At 53.2% G+C, this 16,654-nt stretch carries 12 protein-coding genes; 9 read left to right on the forward strand and 3 right to left on the reverse strand.

Going from position 1 to position 16,654, the window contains the following annotated elements; translation table 11 throughout:
- Window positions 1-55 precede the first annotated feature (55 nt).
- Window positions 56-358 carry a helix-turn-helix domain-containing protein gene (locus tag WMO44_RS03640; protein WP_097783627.1) on the reverse strand — a complete coding sequence of 101 codons (303 nt, stop codon included), beginning with the start codon at window positions 356-358 and terminating at the stop codon, window positions 56-58.
- A gap of 385 nt (window positions 359-743) precedes the next feature.
- Between WMO44_RS03640 and WMO44_RS03645 the strand changes: the two genes are divergently transcribed.
- The 9 genes from WMO44_RS03645 to rnr all read left to right on the forward strand — a co-directional run bounded on the left by WMO44_RS03645 (window position 744) and on the right by rnr (window position 12,786).
- A complete protein-coding gene (locus WMO44_RS03645; protein WP_349151775.1) occupies window positions 744-2,534 on the forward strand; it encodes an Eco57I restriction-modification methylase domain-containing protein in 1,791 nt (596 codons plus the stop codon).
- A complete protein-coding gene (locus tag WMO44_RS03650) occupies window positions 2,534-5,842 on the forward strand; it encodes a DEAD/DEAH box helicase family protein (RefSeq protein WP_349151776.1) in 3,309 nt (1,102 codons plus the stop codon). Before WMO44_RS03645 ends, WMO44_RS03650 begins: the two co-directional genes overlap by 1 nt.
- Before the next feature lie 485 nt (window positions 5,843-6,327).
- Window positions 6,328-6,597: a metalloregulator ArsR/SmtB family transcription factor gene (locus WMO44_RS03655; RefSeq protein ID WP_081028388.1), complete on the forward strand. Its 270-nt coding sequence runs from the start codon at window positions 6,328-6,330 to the stop codon at window positions 6,595-6,597.
- Entirely contained in the window at window positions 6,594-7,247 is a 654-nt protein-coding gene (locus WMO44_RS03660) for an SdpI family protein (RefSeq protein WP_349151777.1), read from the forward strand. Before WMO44_RS03655 ends, WMO44_RS03660 begins: the two co-directional genes overlap by 4 nt.
- A gap of 32 nt (window positions 7,248-7,279) precedes the next feature.
- Complete coding sequence (locus WMO44_RS03665) at window positions 7,280-7,420, forward strand: hypothetical protein (RefSeq protein WP_349151778.1); 141 nt, start codon at window positions 7,280-7,282, stop codon at window positions 7,418-7,420.
- Entirely contained in the window at window positions 7,420-8,199 is a 780-nt protein-coding gene (locus WMO44_RS03670; protein ID WP_349151779.1) for a site-specific integrase, read from the forward strand. The genes WMO44_RS03665 and WMO44_RS03670 overlap by 1 nt, the downstream gene beginning before the upstream one ends.
- 340 nt (window positions 8,200-8,539) lie before the next feature.
- Entirely contained in the window at window positions 8,540-10,135 is a 1,596-nt protein-coding gene (locus WMO44_RS03675; protein WP_349151780.1) for a peptidoglycan D,D-transpeptidase FtsI family protein, read from the forward strand.
- 101 nt (window positions 10,136-10,236) lie between these two features.
- The gene (secG, locus tag WMO44_RS03680; protein WP_005923602.1) at window positions 10,237-10,488 is read left to right on the forward strand and encodes a preprotein translocase subunit SecG; all 252 of its coding nucleotides are present in this window, start codon (window positions 10,237-10,239) and stop codon (window positions 10,486-10,488) included.
- 174 nt (window positions 10,489-10,662) lie between these two features.
- Complete coding sequence (gene rnr / locus WMO44_RS03685; RefSeq protein ID WP_055185105.1) at window positions 10,663-12,786, forward strand: ribonuclease R; 2,124 nt, start codon at window positions 10,663-10,665, stop codon at window positions 12,784-12,786.
- 149 nt (window positions 12,787-12,935) lie between these two features.
- On the opposite strand, the gene mcrC is transcribed toward rnr, so the two are convergent.
- On the reverse strand, window positions 12,936-14,003 hold the full coding sequence (gene mcrC, locus WMO44_RS03690; RefSeq protein ID WP_349151781.1) for a 5-methylcytosine-specific restriction endonuclease system specificity protein McrC: 1,068 nt from the start codon (window positions 14,001-14,003) through the stop codon (window positions 12,936-12,938).
- Window positions 13,993-16,431, reverse strand: coding sequence for an AAA family ATPase (locus WMO44_RS03695; RefSeq protein WP_349151782.1), 2,439 nt, complete (start codon window positions 16,429-16,431; stop codon window positions 13,993-13,995). Before WMO44_RS03695 ends, mcrC begins: the two co-directional genes overlap by 11 nt.
- Window positions 16,432-16,654: the final 223 nt, after the last annotated feature.

A 16,654-nucleotide genomic window follows, 5' to 3' on the forward strand; every position in this document is an offset into this window, starting at 1 on the left:
TTTGTCAAGAGGGCAAAAACAGCCGCCCAGCGACCTTACGGTCTCGCTGGGCGGCTTATTTTTTGCGTTTCCAGAGCAAATATTCTTCGTAGCGGTGCATCTCGTTCTGTTCTTCTTCGGTCAGGCGCTGGCGCTGGAGGCGGGCTTTGTCGGAGGGATCGTAATCGGACAAACCTAACAGAAAATCAGAAGAAGTATGATAGCGTCTGCAAATTGCAACCAGTGTTGAATGGTCAGGAGAACTTTTGTCGTGCTCCCAACTGCGGACAGTAGAAACCGAAACACTAAGAGCTTTTGCTAACACTTGTTGCTTTTCACCATTCAGCTTTCGTAATTCTGCCAGCCGCTCACCAATCATCTAGCGCACCACCCTTCTTTGCTTTCAAGTATAGAGAATCTTATTACTTTTGGCAAAAAGCGCCGAAATTCTTGTGAATTGGCCATAAAAGTGATAATATTATTGTTAGTATTGGCAGGAAGCGCTAAGAACATTATCACTTCCGCCGCAACGCTAAGGCAAAGCGAGGGAATCCCCGTTGGAACAACTGATCGACTTTCACGCACCGGAAGTACAGGCGGTGCTGGATACGCTACTAAAAGATAAATCTACCGGCAAAAACATCATCTGGGCCACCGACCCGCCGGAAGAATTGCAAACGGTGATGTACGAGCCTGTCACGGATAGATCCCAGATCACCACCCAGCAGCTCAGACTGACCCACTACGAGGTGGTGCTGCCCCGGATGATGAAGCAGACCGACACCCAGCAGCAGCGCACCCGCAAAAAAGGCGAGGTGTTCAGCCCCGCATGGGTCTGCAACAAGATGAACAACGCACTGGACGCCGACTGGTTCCGTGGGCTGGGGGCAGAGGAGAACGCCGGGCAGTTCACGGTGGAGCTGCCCCAAGGCTGGCAGACGGTGGAAACGCCGGTGCAGTTCCCGGCGTGCAAGGGCAGGACCCCGGCATGGGTACAGTATGTGCAGAGCCGCCGCTTGGAGGTGACCTGCGGCGAAGCACCCTTTCTGGCGTCCCGCTACGATGCCGCCACCGGCGAGATGATCCCGGTAGCCCGGCGCATTGGCATTCTGGACCGCAAGCTGCGTGTGGTGAGCGAGAACGCCGCCACAGAGGACGAGTGGCGCAAATATGCCACCCATGCGGTGCAGTCCACCTACGGCTACGAGTATCAGGGCGATAATCTTTTGTTGGCGCGGGTCAACCTCCTGCTGACCTATGCAGAGCACTTGCAAGCCCGCTGGCAGTGCAAACCCACAAAAGAAGAGTTACAGCCTATCGCCAACATCATCAGCTGGAACCTGTGGCAGATGGACGGCCTGCACCTGTCTGTGCCCGGCGGCAAGCCCCAGCCGGAGACAGAACAGCTTGACCTCTTCTCAATGTTTGGCACGGTGGAAGAGCAGACCCCGGCAGTATCGTGCAAAGTGAAAAATTGGCGTTCCAACAAAACGCAGAACTTTGAAACCATTCAGGAAGGGAGTACCAGCATGAAGTTTGATTATGTCATCGGAAACCCGCCGTATCAGGACGGTGAATCGGCATCAACTAGAAAACCTCCGGTATATAACCTTTTTATGGATGCTACCTATCCGCTTGCAGATAAAGTGGAACTGATTACACCGGCACGGTTTCTGTTTGATGCTGGACAAACACCAAAAGCATGGAATAAGAAGATGCTGAATGATGAGCATTTGAAAGCGCTTTATTTTGAGCAGGATGGTTCTAAAATTTTTCCAAACACGGATATAAAGGGCGGTATTGTGATTACATATCACGATAAAACAAAAAACTTTGGTGCAATCAAAGCGTTTACTTCATACCCGGAACTTAATAACATTTTGAAAAAGGTAACAGCAGTCTGCGATAGTTATTTGGACGATATTATTTCACAAAGAGGTTGTTATCGTTTTTCAGAGCGATTTTTCAGGGATTTTCCGAGCGCTTCAAAGAAAATGGGAGCAGGTTCAGGGAACATGGTTGTCTCCAATATCTTTGAGAAGATCCCCGAAGCATTTTTTGAAAAGAAACCAGAAGATGGTGAAATTTACATTAAGCTTTTGGGAAGAGCGAACAACGCTAGAGCATACCGCTATATTGCGCGAAAATATGTGCTAGATAATGATTTTATTGACACATACAATGTGTTCGTTCCTGAAGCGAATGGCTCTGGCACGATAGGCGAGACACTGTCCACGCCTGTAATTGGGCTAGCTGCAACCGGGCATACAGATACTTTCTTAAGCATTGGTAAGTTTGAAACACTACAAGAAGCTGAGCATTGCTTAAAATATGTGAAGTCTAAATTTGCACGAACTATGCTGGGTATACTGAAGGCTACGCAACATAATCCACCTTCTACATGGAAATACGTCCCCCTTCAAGACTTTACCGCCCATTCCGACATTGATTGGAGCAAGTCGGTGGCGGAAATTGACCGGCAGCTTTACCGCAAGTATGACCTGACCGCCGACGAAATCGAATTTATCGAGACCCATGTAAAGGAGATGGCATAATGGCTGGCATAACCCTGCGCACTGCCCGGCAGGTGGTGCCCATGATCTACGCCTATACCACCCCGGAAATTGCCCGGCACAACGGCTGGACGAAGATCGGCTACACCGAGCAGTCGGTGGACAAACGCCTGAAACAGCAGACCCACACCGCCGATGTGCTGTTCCACGAGGAGTGGCGGGGCAATGCCGTCTACGATGACGGCAGCGGTGAGGTGTTCACCGACCACGATTTCCACGCCTACCTCCGCAAGCTGAACGTGGAGAACGACCGCAAAAACGAGTGGTTCCATCTGGATGGGCAGCAGTCCCGGCGGTATTTTCAGGATTTCCGCATGAACCGGGGCAGGGTGCAGCTGGATGCCGCCATCGCCTACACCCTGCGGGAGGAGCAGGCAAGGGCTGTCCGCGACACTAAAACCTATTACCGGAGCCACCCCGGCGGAGAATACCTCTGGAACGCCAAGCCCCGCTTTGGCAAGACCCTTTCCGTCTACGACTTCTGCAAGCAGGTCGATGCACAGACGGTGCTTATCGTCACCAACCGTCCAGCCATCGCCAACAGCTGGTACAGCGACTATGTGCGCTTTCTGGGCAGGGAGTCCGGCTATCTGTTCGTCAGCCATGTGGATGCCCTTGCCGGGCAGCCCCATGTGCTGGACGAGCAAGGCTATCTGGATGCCGCCGCGCAGGGCGAGAAACTGTATAAGCGCATTGAGTTCGTCAGCTTGCAGGACATGAAAGGCTCCAAGTATTTCGGCGGCGAGTACGACAAGCTGCGCCACCTGACCGAGTTGAACTGGGATGTGCTGGTCATCGACGAAGCCCACGAGGGCGTGGACACCTACAAGACCGACCTTGCCTTTGACCGTATCCGCCGCCGCTTCACGCTGCACCTGTCCGGCACGCCTTTCAAGGCGCTGGCGAACGACAAGTTTGCCGGGGATGCCATCTTCAACTGGACCTACGCCGATGAGCAGGCCGCCAAGCGGAACTGGCAGGGCGCACCGGGGCAGCAGAACCCCTACGCAAACCTCCCCATGCTCAACCTCTACACCTACCAGATGTCCGAGATCATCCGAGACGAGATCCGGCAGGGCGTGGAGATCGACGGCGAAACGCAGGAATTTGCCTTTGACCTGAACGAGTTCTTCAAGGTGAAGCCCAGCGGCAGCTTTGAGCACGAAGCTGAGGTGGACCGTTTTCTGGATGCCATGACCACCCAGAACAAATTTCCGTTTTCCACCCCGGAACTGCGTGCCGAACTGAAGCACACCTTCTGGTTGCTGAACCGGGTGGACAGTGCCAGAGCGCTGGCGAAAAAGCTGCAGGCGCACCCGGTATTCCGGGACTATGAGGTGATCCTTGCCGCCGGTGACGGCAAGCTGGACGACACGGACGAGAACCAGAAGAGCTTTGACCGGGTAAAAGCCGCCATTGCACACCACGAAAAGACCATTACCCTGTCGGTGGGGCAGCTGACCACCGGCGTGACCATCCCGGAGTGGTCGGCGGTGCTGATGCTCTCCAACCTGAAAAGCCCGGCGCTTTATATGCAGGCGGCGTTCCGTGCCCAGAACCCCTGTCTTTTCCACGAAAACGGCACCTTCCGCCGCAAAGAGAACGCCTATGTGTTCGATTTTGACCCTGCACGCACCCTGCTGATCTACGAGCAGTTCGCCAACGACCTTTCTCAGGACACCGCCAGCGGCAAGGGCGACACCGAGGAGCGCAAGGCGCACATCCAGAATCTGCTCAACTTCTTCCCGGTCATTGGTGAGGACGAGGAAGGGGAGATGATCCCGCTGGATGCAGAAAAAGTCCTCAGCATCCCCCGGAAGATCAAGTCCAAAGAAGTGGTGCGGATGGGCTTCCAGAGCAACTTCCTGTTCCAGAACATTTCCAACGTATTCAGTGCCCCGCAGGAGGTGCTGGACATTCTGCAAAACTTCCAGCCCATAAGCGAAGCCAAGGCAAAGCCCATCCAGATCACCCCGGAGACCGGCGCAGACCTCTCCCTGAACGACAAGGGCGAGGTGGATTTGGACGAGGGCTACGTCATCGGCAAGGCAGCGGATGTGTTCGGGGAAAAAATTTACGAGAGCACCCCGGCGCTGGACACCGCCCTGCAAGACCTGACCGATGCTCCGGCTCCTGCCAAAGAAGAGCATCTGGAACCTCTGAAAAAGAGCATCACCAAGGAGATCATCACCCCCATGGTGGAGCAGGCAAAGCAGGAGTATGGGCGGGACCTGAAGCTGTCCGACCAGAAGCGGTTTGAGAGCGCCGCAAAAGCCAAGATGGACGTGGCGGTGAACAAGGTGGTGGACAACTACCGCATCGACCAGAGCCAGCTGGAGACCCAGCGCACCCAGCAGCTGCAAGGCTGCACCACTGCCCAGCAGCGCCAGCAGGTGAACCGGGAGTTTGACGCAAAGCAGCAGCAGAGCACCGCCGCCCTGATGGAGACCCTGCAAACCACCATCCAGCAGACGGCGCAGGAAATGCAGCAGACCATCGTGCGCACCGTGGAGACCAACCAGAAGGAGCAGGAGAAAAAAGGCTACGAGGACACCGTCCGTGACCATCTCCGGGGCTTTTCCCGCACCATCCCGTCCTTCCTCATGGCCTACGGCGACGAGACCGTGACACTGGCAAACTTTGACCAAATCATCCCGGACAAGGTCTTTCAGGAGGTCACCAGCATTACGCTGGAACAGTTCCGCTTTTTGCGGGACGGCGGACCGTACATCAACCAAGCCACCGGACAGGAGGAGCACTTTGCAGGCCGCCTGTTCGACCCAGTGGTGTTTGACGATTCGGTGAAGGAATTTCTGAACCTGAAGGTCAAGCTGGCAGATTACTTTGACGAGAGCCGCACCGAGGATATCTTCGATTACATCCCACCTCAGAAAACCAACCAGATCTTCACCCCCAAGTGGGTGGTGAAAAAGATGGTGGACTTGTTAGAAAAGGAAAACCCCGGCTGCTTCGATGACCCCGGCAAGACCTTCCTGGATCCCTACATGAAGTCCGGCCTGTACATTACGGAAATCGTAAAGCGCCTTTACCGCAGCGAGAAGATGCGGCAAACTTTCCCGGACGATAACGCCCGGCTGGAACATATCTTTGCCAAGCAGGTCTATGGGCTTGCGCCCACCGAGATCATCTACCGCATTGCTATCAGCTACATTCTGGGCTTTGCAAAGGATCACGGCATCACCGCCCACCATATCCGTCAGGCCGATACGCTGGAATTTGCCAAGGCGGGCACCATGGAAAGGGAACTGGATAAGATTTTCAGAGACTGAGAAATAGAATACGGCATAAAACCAAAGGCGGCTGTCTGCATGGGTGCAGATGGCTGCCTTTTTGTGCTATACGATTACGAAAACGAACGAATTTGTCTGTTCTCGTTACATCGGAGCTGGGCAAGAGTGCAGAGAGGTGCGGGTCGCCAGTGGCGACCTCAAAAGGCCGCAGGCATTTTGAAGCACCGACCGAGCCGACAGGCGAGACCAGCTCTTTGCACTGGGCAAGGGTGAAAACCTTGCCCAGTGATATGATGCTGTGCGTCATATCCTACTGGGTATTATCTGGCGCAAAACGGAGATTAGAAAAATCATTTATAGTTAGATTATTTACATATAATAAATAGGGGCAAGGAAATGTTTATCGTGACCATTGACGGTATCTTTTTACTATTTAAAAATATTTTGAAATAACCTTGTATAAAGAGTATGTGTGTGATATAATCTATTTAAAGATTGTTTGAAATAGATTGGAGCGTGATCGCTTGGCTATAAATGAAGTGTTAGCTGCTTTAGCAGACGATACACGTCGAAAAATTCTGCTAAAGTTACAGGAAGGTAAAATAAGTTCAGGAGATTTAGCAATCTCATTGGATATGACACCACAGGCATTGTCATACCATTTATCGAAGCTAAAAAAGGCAGACTTGATTTATGAAACTCGATATAAAAATTATATTTATTACGAATTGAATTTATCTATCCTTGATGAAACAATTATGTGGATCAGTAATTTGCGTGGAGGTCAACAATGAAAAAGAAAATGGTCGTTTTTTACAGTCTCATGTTTTTACCATTGGTAGTTGTCCTGATTGCCTTACAGTTCTTGCCAGAGCAAATCCCGGCTCATTATGATATGAATAATCAAGTGACACGTTGGGGTAGCAAATATGAAACACTAATTTTCCCTATAATTACAGTTTTATTTGGCTATTTTATGCTTGCCATGGCTAAGTTATCCTCAAAACAAGAAGAAAATGGAAGTAATAACAAAAATGTATGTATTGTGACTGGAATAGCATCTCTTGCGCTTTTTAACGCTATGACATTCTATTTTTTGTATGCTGATTTCAATTCGATTGAAAATCTGTCTTCCATTGCACTTGATATAAATCAACTTTTATTCGGACTGCTTGGAGTTTCAATGGTTCTATTGGGTAACATTATGCCAAAACTGCGAATGAACTCAGTTGTAGGGCTGAGAACCGTATGGAGTATAAAAAATGAAACAGCGTGGAAAAAAAGCCAACGCTTTGGAGGTATTTCGTTTATCGTGGGAGGTATTATTATAATCATAGTATGCTTTTTGACGAAAGGCTTTTCTTGCTTTTGGTGGACAATGAGCATTGTAGCAGTTCTTTTGATTATTAACACCTGCTATACCTACACATTATCAAAATACTAATGCCGCAATCCGTGATTCACGAGATGCTATATATGAAACACCCTACAAGACTAAAAATCTTGCAGGGTGTTTTCTTGTACTCTAATTTATATGTAACCAGCCCCGAAACCGGGGCTGAAGATTTCTCCGAAATGACGGATGCGGAAGCCCAACAACTGGGATTTTCCTTCTGATGGACAGCGGTTTCAAGCAAAACACCATAGGAATCCTGCAAAGCGTTGTCAGACCGGCGTTTGAGATGGCGGTGGAGGATGACATCATCCGCAAGAATCCATTCAAGTTCAAGCTGTCGGACGTTGTGCCGAAGGACGCTTATGTGCGTGATGCACTGACCAGAGAGCAGCAGGAGAAATATCTGCAATTCGTTCAGGACTATGGCGGCAACTATTATGATGATATCGTCATTCTTATGGGAACCGGCTTGCGTGTGAGTGAGTTGTATGGCCTGACACGAGCAGATATCGACTTTGAACGGCACTGTATCCATGTCCGGCGGCAGCTTTGCCGGACGGCTGAAAAGCCCTACTTTGTCACACCGCCGAAAACAAAAAGCGGTATCCGCAATGTTCCCATGACAAATACCGTTTGTGCAGCGTTGCGGCGTGTAGTAAAAGTCAGAGCGTCCACGAAAGTGGAAGCGCTGGTGGATGGTTGCAGCGGATTCCTCTTTCTGGACAAGTCCGGAATGCCGAAGGTGGCAATGCACTTGGAAAACTATATGCGTGGCGTGCAGGGAAAGTTTGAGAAGGCGTACAGTAAACCTGTTCCGCGCATTACACCTCACGTGCTGCGACACACCTTCTGCACCAATGTCCAGCAGGCCGGGTTGGATGTGAAGAGCCTGCAATACCTGATGGGGCACTCCAATGCCAGTGTGACGCTGGATGTCTACACGCACAGCAGTTTTGAATCGGTTGAGAAGGCCTTTGAACAGATTGTCGGAAACCTGTGATTTTCGATGTATGAAACAGAATTGCTTACGCCAAAACTTACGCCAATCACCCGGTAAGTGGCGTAGATTTGCGTAGAAAAACGTGGATCGTGCAAAAACGGAGAATCTGGAAAAATCGGCTTGTGGCCTTGATAATTCTACAGAAGTCTACGTTTCCCGATATTCGTGATTCGGCTCCAAAAGTGTGGTTTGGAAGGGCGGCATGTACTAATCCGTACCAGTCTTTCTTAATAAGATACGCCAGAGAGGTAGAATTTCTCTTCGGAGAGGTTCCACCTCTTTTTATGTATACCCTGCACCCCTGCTGCCCACCCTAACCATACGGAAAGGGGGCGCGGGGATGTCCGGCAAACGGGTATTGGCGGTGTATGCCGCCTTGCTGCTGGGGTTTGCGGTGGTGCTGTGCCGGTTGTATCTGCTGGCGCTGCACCCCGCCTATGCTGCACGGGCGGCGGCGCAGAGCACGGTCACCCTGCAACTGCCCGCCCGGCGGGGCAACTTTTATGATGCGCAGGGGAGGCTGCTCACCGGTCTTGAGGAGCGCTGGCAGGTGGTGTGCTTTCCCGGGCAGGGAAACTACGACCGCCTGTATGCCTGCACCGATGCCGCCGGACAGGCGCTTTTGTACCGTAGCCGCAGCCGCGCCGCCCCGTTTTTGCTGGAGGTGAACTGCGACCCTACTCGTCTTGGTCTGAGCGGTTACCTCACCGCCCGACGGTATGCCGCAGTGCCGCTGTGTCAGCATCTGCTGGGCTATCTGGATGGCACGGGTCATGGCGCTGCCGGGCTGGAAAAGGCATTGGACGGCGTGCTTTCCGGCACAGGGGAGCACAGCAGTCTTGTCTGCGCCGTGACGGCGCAGGGCACGCTGCGCACCGGAGAAACACCTAAGCTTTTGCAAGCCGACAGCGGGGCGCTGGGCGTGCAGCTGACCATCTCCCGCCCGGTGCAGCGGGCGGTGGAGGCAGTGGCAGCAAGTACCATGACAAACGGTTGCATTCTGGTGTTGGATACCGCCACAGCGGCGGTGCGCGCCAGCGTCAGTGTGCCGGGCTACGACCCGGAGCACCTGGCTGACAGCTTACAGGCAGAGAACAGCCCCTTTTTGAACCGGGCGCTGCAATGCTACGCGGTGGGGTCAGTGTTCAAGCCGGTGCTGGCGGCGGCTGCAATGGAAGCGGGCTTGCAGCCGGTTTTCGAGTGCACCGGCGCAGTGGTAGTGGATGGACAAATTTTTCGCTGCGCGGGCGGGGTGCCGCACGGGCAGGTTGACCTTGCAGCTGCGCTAGAAAAAAGCTGTAACGGCTATTTTATCCGTCTGGGGCAGCAGCTGGGCGCAGAAAGCCTGCTGGACGCCGCTAAAGCCTTTGGCTTTGGGAAGAGCCTGCCGCTGGCAGAGGGGCTTGCCGCCGAGGCCGGGCAGCTGCCCGCCCCGCAGGAGTTAGCGCAAAGCGGGCAGCTGGCTAATTTCAGCTTTGGGCAGGGCAGTCTGCTGGCAACACCTATGCAGGTGGCGGCGCTGTTCAACACCTTTGCGGCGGACGGCGTATACCGCGCTCCCTATGTGCTGCAAGCCACGCTGGACGAGACCACAGGACAGCCGGTGGAGAACCTCAGCCACCCTCGGGGACGGCGGGTGATTCCAGCACAGAGCGCAGCGCTTTTGCGCGCCATGCTGGTACAGGTGGTGCAGCAGGGCACCGCGCAGGATGCCGCCGGGCTTTCCGGTGGGGCGGGCGGTAAGACCGGCACCGCCCAGACCGGGCAGTTCACCCCGGAGGGCGCCGAGCGCTGCAACCTGTGGTTTGCGGGGTTCTGGCCGGCAGAAAAGCCCCGCTATACCATTGTGGTATTGCAGGACGGCGCAGTGCACACCGCGTACTCCGGTGCAGATATCTTTGCGCAGGTCTGCAACGCGCTGGAAGCGGCGGGGTAAATGCGCGGATTCTACTTGCAATTTTGGCTTTATTATGTTACTATATAGTTGTATTTTTGCGTAGTTTTCCGTATTTACAAATAAAAGGAGCGTTACGATTCATGTCTGTTATCGAAATTGTTGGCGGCGCCATTCTGCTGGTGGCTTCGCTGGTCATCGTTTTCCTCACCCTCATGCAGCACACCCACGGTCAGGGTCTGTCCGGTGCCATCAACGGCAGTGTGGGCGGTGCCAACAATGCGCGACTGACCCCGGCAGATCAGATGCTGGCTAAGGTCACCCGCATTGCAGGCGTGGTGTTCTTTGTGGTTGCTATTCTGGCTTGCCTGTTTGCAGGCCGTCTGGCAGGCTGAGAAGGCGTTGCAGCCCCGTGAACGGACGGGGCTGTTTTTCTGTGCAGAAAAAAGTGCGGGCAGCCGGTTCTGCGGGCTGCCGCAAAGAGGGGACAGGGGAAAAGTGCCCGTCCCAAGGCAGGGCTGTGCTCCGCAGGAGATGCACGGCCACGGAAGTGAAGGAGAAAATATTTTATGGCAATGCGCGATAAAATTGAGCACGCGATCCAGAATCAGCCGTGCACCGTAAAAGATCTGAAGAATAAGTTCGGCGGGGATCGCGGCGCTGACCGCAAGGTGATGGAGGCTGTGGACCAGCTGGTGCACGAGGCTGTCATCTGCCAGCGGCAGGGCGTGTTCTTCACCGTGCGCAGCGGCCGTGCCGATAAGGCACTGCTGTGCAAGGTGGTAAAGCTGGGCAAGAATTTTGCCTTCGTCATGCTGGAGGACGGCACCAGCGATATCTTTATCCCTGGTCGGTTCACCCGCGGCGCAATGCCCGGCGACAAGGTGCTGGTGGAAAAGTTTGCACATCCCCGGGTAGAGGGCAGTGATGAAGGCGAGATCCTTGCTGTTCTGGAAGAGAAAAATTCTCTGGTGGGCACCATGCACCGCATGGAGGGCCGCCTGAAGTTCGTGCCGGACGATTGCCCCGCCATCTCCATGCAGGTCATGCGGGACTGCGAAGGCAGCGCCAAGGACGGCGACAAGGTGGCAGTGGAGATTCTGCTGCGCGGCAACCGTCAGGAGGATCACCGCGTAGGTGTGGCCATGCGCTTTGGCAGCTGCGATGAGGCCAAGCGCTGCGCAAAGGCACTGCTCTACGCGCAGGATATCCGCAACCGCTTCCCGGACAAGGTGCGGGACGAGGCCAAAAAGCTGGACAACGCCGAGGTGTCTGCTGCGGACTGCGAGGGCCGCATGGACCTGCGCGCCCTGCCGATCTTTACCATCGACAGCGCCGAGACCAAGGACATCGACGATGCTATCAGTCTGACCAAGACCCCGGACGGCGGCTTTGAGCTGGGCGTGCACATTGCGGATGTTTCCAACTACGTCAAGCCCGGCTCCGAGCTGGACAACGAGGCCTTTAACCGCGCTACCAGCGTCTACTATGCCGATCAGGTGGTGCCCATGCTGCCCAAGCAGCTGTCCAACGGCATTTGCAGCCTGAACGAGGGCGTGCTGCGGCTGGCCTTCTCCTGTTTGATGCGGCTGGATAAGGACGGCAACCTGACCGACTACCGCTTTGTCAAGTCCGTCATCCGCAGCCGGGTCAAGGGCGTGTATTCCGAGATCAACGCCCTGCTGGCCGGCAGCACCGATGACGAATTGACCGGTAAGTACCACGAGGTACTGGCGCAGCTGCCTGCCATGAAGGAGCTGTACGGCCACCGTGCCCGTCTGCGCAAGGAGCGCGGCTGCATGGATATCGAGAGCGGCGAGGTAAAGCTGATCCTGGACGAGGACGGCCACTGCATCGACGTAAAAAAGCGCACCTCCGGCGAGAGCGAAGCTATGATCGAAGAGTTCATGCTGCTGGCAAACCAGTGCGCTGCCCACTTTGCCCGCGTAAAGCAGATTCCCTTTGTGTACCGTGTGCACGAGGAGCCCAACGCCGAAAAGCTGGAGCGCTTGCACGGGTTGCTGCAGGCCTGCGGCGTCAACGACCACTTTGCCAAGGATGTGCCCACTCCCAAGGAGCTGAGCGCCATTCTGGAGGGTGTGCGCGGCACGGCCTACGAGCAGATCATCAATGTTGGTATGCTGCGCTGCATGTCCAAGGCTGTGTACGAGGAAAAACCCAAGGGACACTACGGTCTGGTGTTGCAGGACTATGCCCACTTCACCAGCCCCATCCGCCGCTACCCGGACTTGGCCATCCACCGCATCATGACCGCCCAGCTCAAGGGCACGGACAAGGACACCATGATCCTGCGTTACAGCGAGTTTGCCGAGGACGTCAGCAAGCAGGCCAGCGAGCGCGAAGTCATCGCCATGCAGATCGAGCGCAAGGCCGAGGACTGCTACAAGGCCGAGTATGCCCGCCGCCATTTGGGCGAGTGCTACGAGGGCCGCATCTCCGGCGTGACCCAGCGCGGCCTGTTCATCGAGCTGGAAAACGGCGTGGAGGGCTTTGTGCCCGCTTCCAGCCTGACCGCTACCGGCACCATGCTTACCGAGGGCGTGCGCCTTTCCGACCCTGTTTCCGGCAAGAACTGGAATCTGGGCGATACCATGATGATCACCATCGTGCGCGCAGACGTCAATCTGGGCAAGATCGACTTTGAGGTCGCCCCGGAAAGCGCAAAGCAGTAACCTTATCATAAAACAAAAACAGACTGCCCCCGAAGCAGATCGCGTAAGACCGCGCTGCTTCGGGGACAGTTTTTTGCAATTCTTAGGATCTCCGCAAAAGAAAATGCCCGCCTGAAGACCAGACGTGCGGTAAATCGACATGGAAAAGATCAAAGCGGATACTTCCCGAAAAACTGCTGGGCAATTCCATCCAGTTGTGCGGTGATCTGCCGGAAGTCCTGATTGAGATCCAAGGTGCGTGCACCGATCTGGTTGCCGCCCAAGTTGAACAGGCAATCCGGGGTGATGGTTTCCTGCGTTTTGGCGTAGACCAGCAGCCCGGAAACGTTTCCGGTATGGGCAGCGTCCTGATTTTTGACGTAGGTGTAGATCTGGTAGAGGTTGGCAGAATGCAAGGTCTCTTTGTTGAAACGCTGATGCAATGTCTGGCTGTAATACTTGGCATCCAAAATCAGAATTTTTTCATGGAAACGCAGAAAAATATCGGTTTGCATGGCGGGGAGAAACCGCAGCATGGCAGCATCGTGCTCTCCTACAAGATCCCATTTGACCTGTGCAGCTTTAACTTCGGTAAGATAGGTGTGGTGCTTTCGGTAATATTCCAGAATAAAGCGTTCGTACAGCTTTGCCATGCGTTCATCCAAAAATGCTGTCATTTTATAGCTGCCGTTTTCGGTGGTCTGCAGCATATCGTGCAGCACGAAATAGCAGAGATTCAGTAGCATCTCGTAATTCTGATTGCTCCGCTGATAATGTAACTGCTTCCATGGGATTTGAGAGGGAAGCAGTACAGAAACCGTGTCCAGAAACAGAAGCACTTTCTTCAATTCCACTTTGCGCGCAGCAGAAACATTCTCGTCCCGAAGCAGCACTTGCAGGGTGGTTTTCAGGATCTGGTTATACAGGTTGTCTTCCGAAAGCTCGTCAAAGGTACAGGCGACTTGCGGCTTGTGCTGGATGAGGGTCTTAATGGTCTGCGGAAGATCCAGCTTTCCCCGCAAAACCGACCGGGTCTCACTTCGGGAAACATATTCCCGATAAAGCCCCTGCTTCAGCTGCCGGGAAACGCCCTTTGCAAGGATAGCGGCAAACAAATCGTCGATGTGCTCAAACTTTTCCGAGGCAATGCACTGATAATCCTGCTGCTGCAGCACCTGATAGGCGTAAGAGAGCATATAGTAGATGTTCTGGATAAAGATCCCTTTGTCAGTCGTCATTGAAAACACCACGCAGATTTTCTTCCCAACGATGCAGCTTGTCGGGCGCATCGAACCAGTATTCTGCCAGCGTAGGGAGAAGGTCAAATTCCACCACGGAGCGCATCCAATCAGCGGTGCAGGCGGCAGGGTCGGCCAGACAGAAGTAGCTGTGACCAATACGGAAGCCGGAACCAAGGGAGGCATCTGCAGTGATCTCCCGGTTCAATGCCTTGACCTGTTCCACCAGAGCATTGAAGGTTTCGTTGTCAAGCGCAGATTGATAGTTCTGGAATCCCTCGGAGGTGAACGCCGGTTCCATTTCAAAGAAACTGAACCGTCTGCGCAGCGCATAGTCGATCATAGCGAGACTCCGGTCGGCAGTATTCATCATGCCAATGATGTAGAGATTTTCCGGGACATAGAAGGGCATCCCATTATAGGCCAGAGTGATCTTTTCACCCCGGTGGTCGCTTTCAATCAGCATCATCAGCTCGCCGAAGATCTTGCTCAGGTTGCCCCGGTTGATCTCATCGATGAGGAAAAAGTACTCCCGGTCAGGGTCGTTGGAAGCCTTCTGGCAGAAGCGGTAAAATACACCCTCGGTCAGTTTGAAGCCGGAGCCATCCGGCCGGTAGCCCAGCATGAAATCCTCGTAAGAGTAATTCTGATGGAACTGTACGAACTCCACCCGGGAAGAATCGGCTTGGCCCATCATGGAGTACGCCAGCCGTTTGGCGGCGTAGGTCTTTCCAACGCCGGGTGCGCCTTGCAGAATAACGTTCTTTTTGCGGCGCAGTAGAGAGACCAAAACGTCATAGCGCGGTTCGCTCAGAAATACGCTGTTCAGAAAATCTGATTTTGTATAAGCGTTCGATGCTATCGAACGGACAGGTGCTGGATTTTCTTCCCGGATGAGGTCCAAAATAAAGTTGTATTCTCCTTCCGAAAGCTTGAACAGGCTTCCATTCTGTTGTACAAAAAACTCCATCTTTTCCAGTTCCGGACAATCTTTCAGAGTGGAGTATTCAATGGGGGATATTAGATTTTCGATCTTTTCAAAATAAAGTTCTTTTCCGTTATTTTCTTGTGTGATTTTTGCAAGAGCAACTACTTTTTTAACGGGGTTGGCCTCGTAGCAGATGACGGGATCACCTGCCTTAGCATCCAGAATGTTCTGAAAGATCCGCCGCTTATGACCGCTTTCGTTGTATAATGTATACGATTGTTCTTCACCGACTTTGAGATCGGAAAACTGCCAGATTTTTGGACTTGCGGTCAGCCACCAGTAGTGGCGGGGAGAAGTAGAGTCTTTTTCAGAAGAAACAGAATAAAGGGGAATATGAGAAAGGTCAGTTTTTTTCAGGGCTTGAATAAGCTCATCCCGCAAACGCCAAATATAAGAGCCGTCTTCTTTGGAATCTGCGCTTTTGCCGGTATACAGAACAGGCCACCAGCGGGAGTTTTCGCTGTCGCGCGGCATGAGGGGACAATTTGTCTTTTCAACGACCCTTCGTGCAAGGCTGGAAGAACCCATATTGTAGAAGCCGGCAGCTTCACCGTACTTGATCGCAAGCTGCTTGCAGGTGGCTTGACCACCATAATCCAGCATACATTTCATAATGCGGAGCGCATTCTGTGTAAAGACAGACGGGTCGTTCAGCAGACTGATCCACTGCTCTGTAGTAATGCCCGGATCATAGTCTGCTTTGCTGGGAAACCACTCGGATTCCTTCTGAGCGACTGTCTGTTCCTGAAGATAATAGCGGCTCAGATAAAAGCCCAGATCAATGGCAGCAATATTCCAGTGTGTGTCGGGCCAGTATTTCCCGGCAGGGGCTGCATCAATGGCGCTGCGGATCATCTGGGTGACGGCAGTATTTTGGCTCAGCGCCGTCCGCAGTTCATCATAAAGACGATAGCTGTTCAGCAGAGAGTCGATGGAACCATCCCGTTTGGGTGGTGCGTCAAAGTTTAATTCTTTTGCGATATCACGGGATACGGCATACCGATAGGCATAATATTTATCCGGGAACTGAAGCCACAGATAGACGCTGATAGCACTGGTGTTCTGGTAGTGGTTGTTCCAGCTGCCGTCGTTGTATTTTATGCGCAGGGATTCGGCAGCAGCTTGAAATGCGGCGATGCGCTGAGAAAGCCCGATGGATTCATCAAACAGACTGCGGAACATAGTGCGGGTAGCTTCACAGTCTGCTGCTGCGAAATCTAGGATCATCGCGCGGGGATAGGCATAGCCGGTGTCCAAAAGCGAAAAGACCTTTGCAGTGGCTTCCTTGAACATTCCGCCAAAATCTGCCGCGTCAATATTCCAGTGGTCGTGGAATTGTTGTGCAGCTTCCCATTTGAAATCTTCTCCATGAAGCCAGTGCTGCGAAAAATAGGCCTGGTATCCGCGCAAAACAGGCTCCAGCTTTGCATGATCGATCATAGCTGCTCCCTCCAAAATCAAAAAGTCTTTAAGATATTGTACCACGATAAAAGTAGAAACACCATATTCCGGCAAAAGAAAATGCCCGCCTGAAAACCAGACGGGCGAATGATTGTCACTTTGCTGCAATTTTTCTCTGATTCTTCGCCAAAACGCAGAAAATGCGGAAACCACTTGATTTGCATGGGTTTCCGTACTAGAATGGAAACCGGAAAGAAAACTT

The organism is Faecalibacterium tardum (assembly GCF_040096515.1).
Lineage (GTDB): Bacteria > Bacillota > Clostridia > Oscillospirales > Ruminococcaceae > Faecalibacterium > Faecalibacterium tardum.

Excerpts from the sequence above, each read along its gene's own strand:
- WMO44_RS03640 (WP_097783627.1), bottom strand. The coding sequence starts at position 358 with ATGATTGGTGAGCGGCTGGCAGAATTACGAAAGCTGAATGGTGAAAAG.
- WMO44_RS03645 (WP_349151775.1), top strand. The coding sequence starts at position 744 with ATGATGAAGCAGACCGACACCCAGCAGCAGCGCACCCGCAAAAAAGGC.
- WMO44_RS03650 (WP_349151776.1), top strand. The coding sequence starts at position 2,534 with ATGGCTGGCATAACCCTGCGCACTGCCCGGCAGGTGGTGCCCATGATC.
- WMO44_RS03660 (WP_349151777.1), top strand. The coding sequence starts at position 6,594 with ATGAAAAAGAAAATGGTCGTTTTTTACAGTCTCATGTTTTTACCATTG.
- WMO44_RS03665 (WP_349151778.1), top strand. The coding sequence starts at position 7,280 with ATGAAACACCCTACAAGACTAAAAATCTTGCAGGGTGTTTTCTTGTAC.
- WMO44_RS03670 (WP_349151779.1), top strand. The coding sequence starts at position 7,420 with ATGGACAGCGGTTTCAAGCAAAACACCATAGGAATCCTGCAAAGCGTT.
- WMO44_RS03675 (WP_349151780.1), top strand. The coding sequence starts at position 8,540 with ATGTCCGGCAAACGGGTATTGGCGGTGTATGCCGCCTTGCTGCTGGGG.
- secG (WP_005923602.1), top strand. The coding sequence starts at position 10,237 with ATGTCTGTTATCGAAATTGTTGGCGGCGCCATTCTGCTGGTGGCTTCG.
- rnr (WP_055185105.1), top strand. The coding sequence starts at position 10,663 with ATGGCAATGCGCGATAAAATTGAGCACGCGATCCAGAATCAGCCGTGC.
- mcrC (WP_349151781.1), bottom strand. The coding sequence starts at position 14,003 with ATGACGACTGACAAAGGGATCTTTATCCAGAACATCTACTATATGCTC.
- WMO44_RS03695 (WP_349151782.1), bottom strand. The coding sequence starts at position 16,431 with ATGATCGATCATGCAAAGCTGGAGCCTGTTTTGCGCGGATACCAGGCC.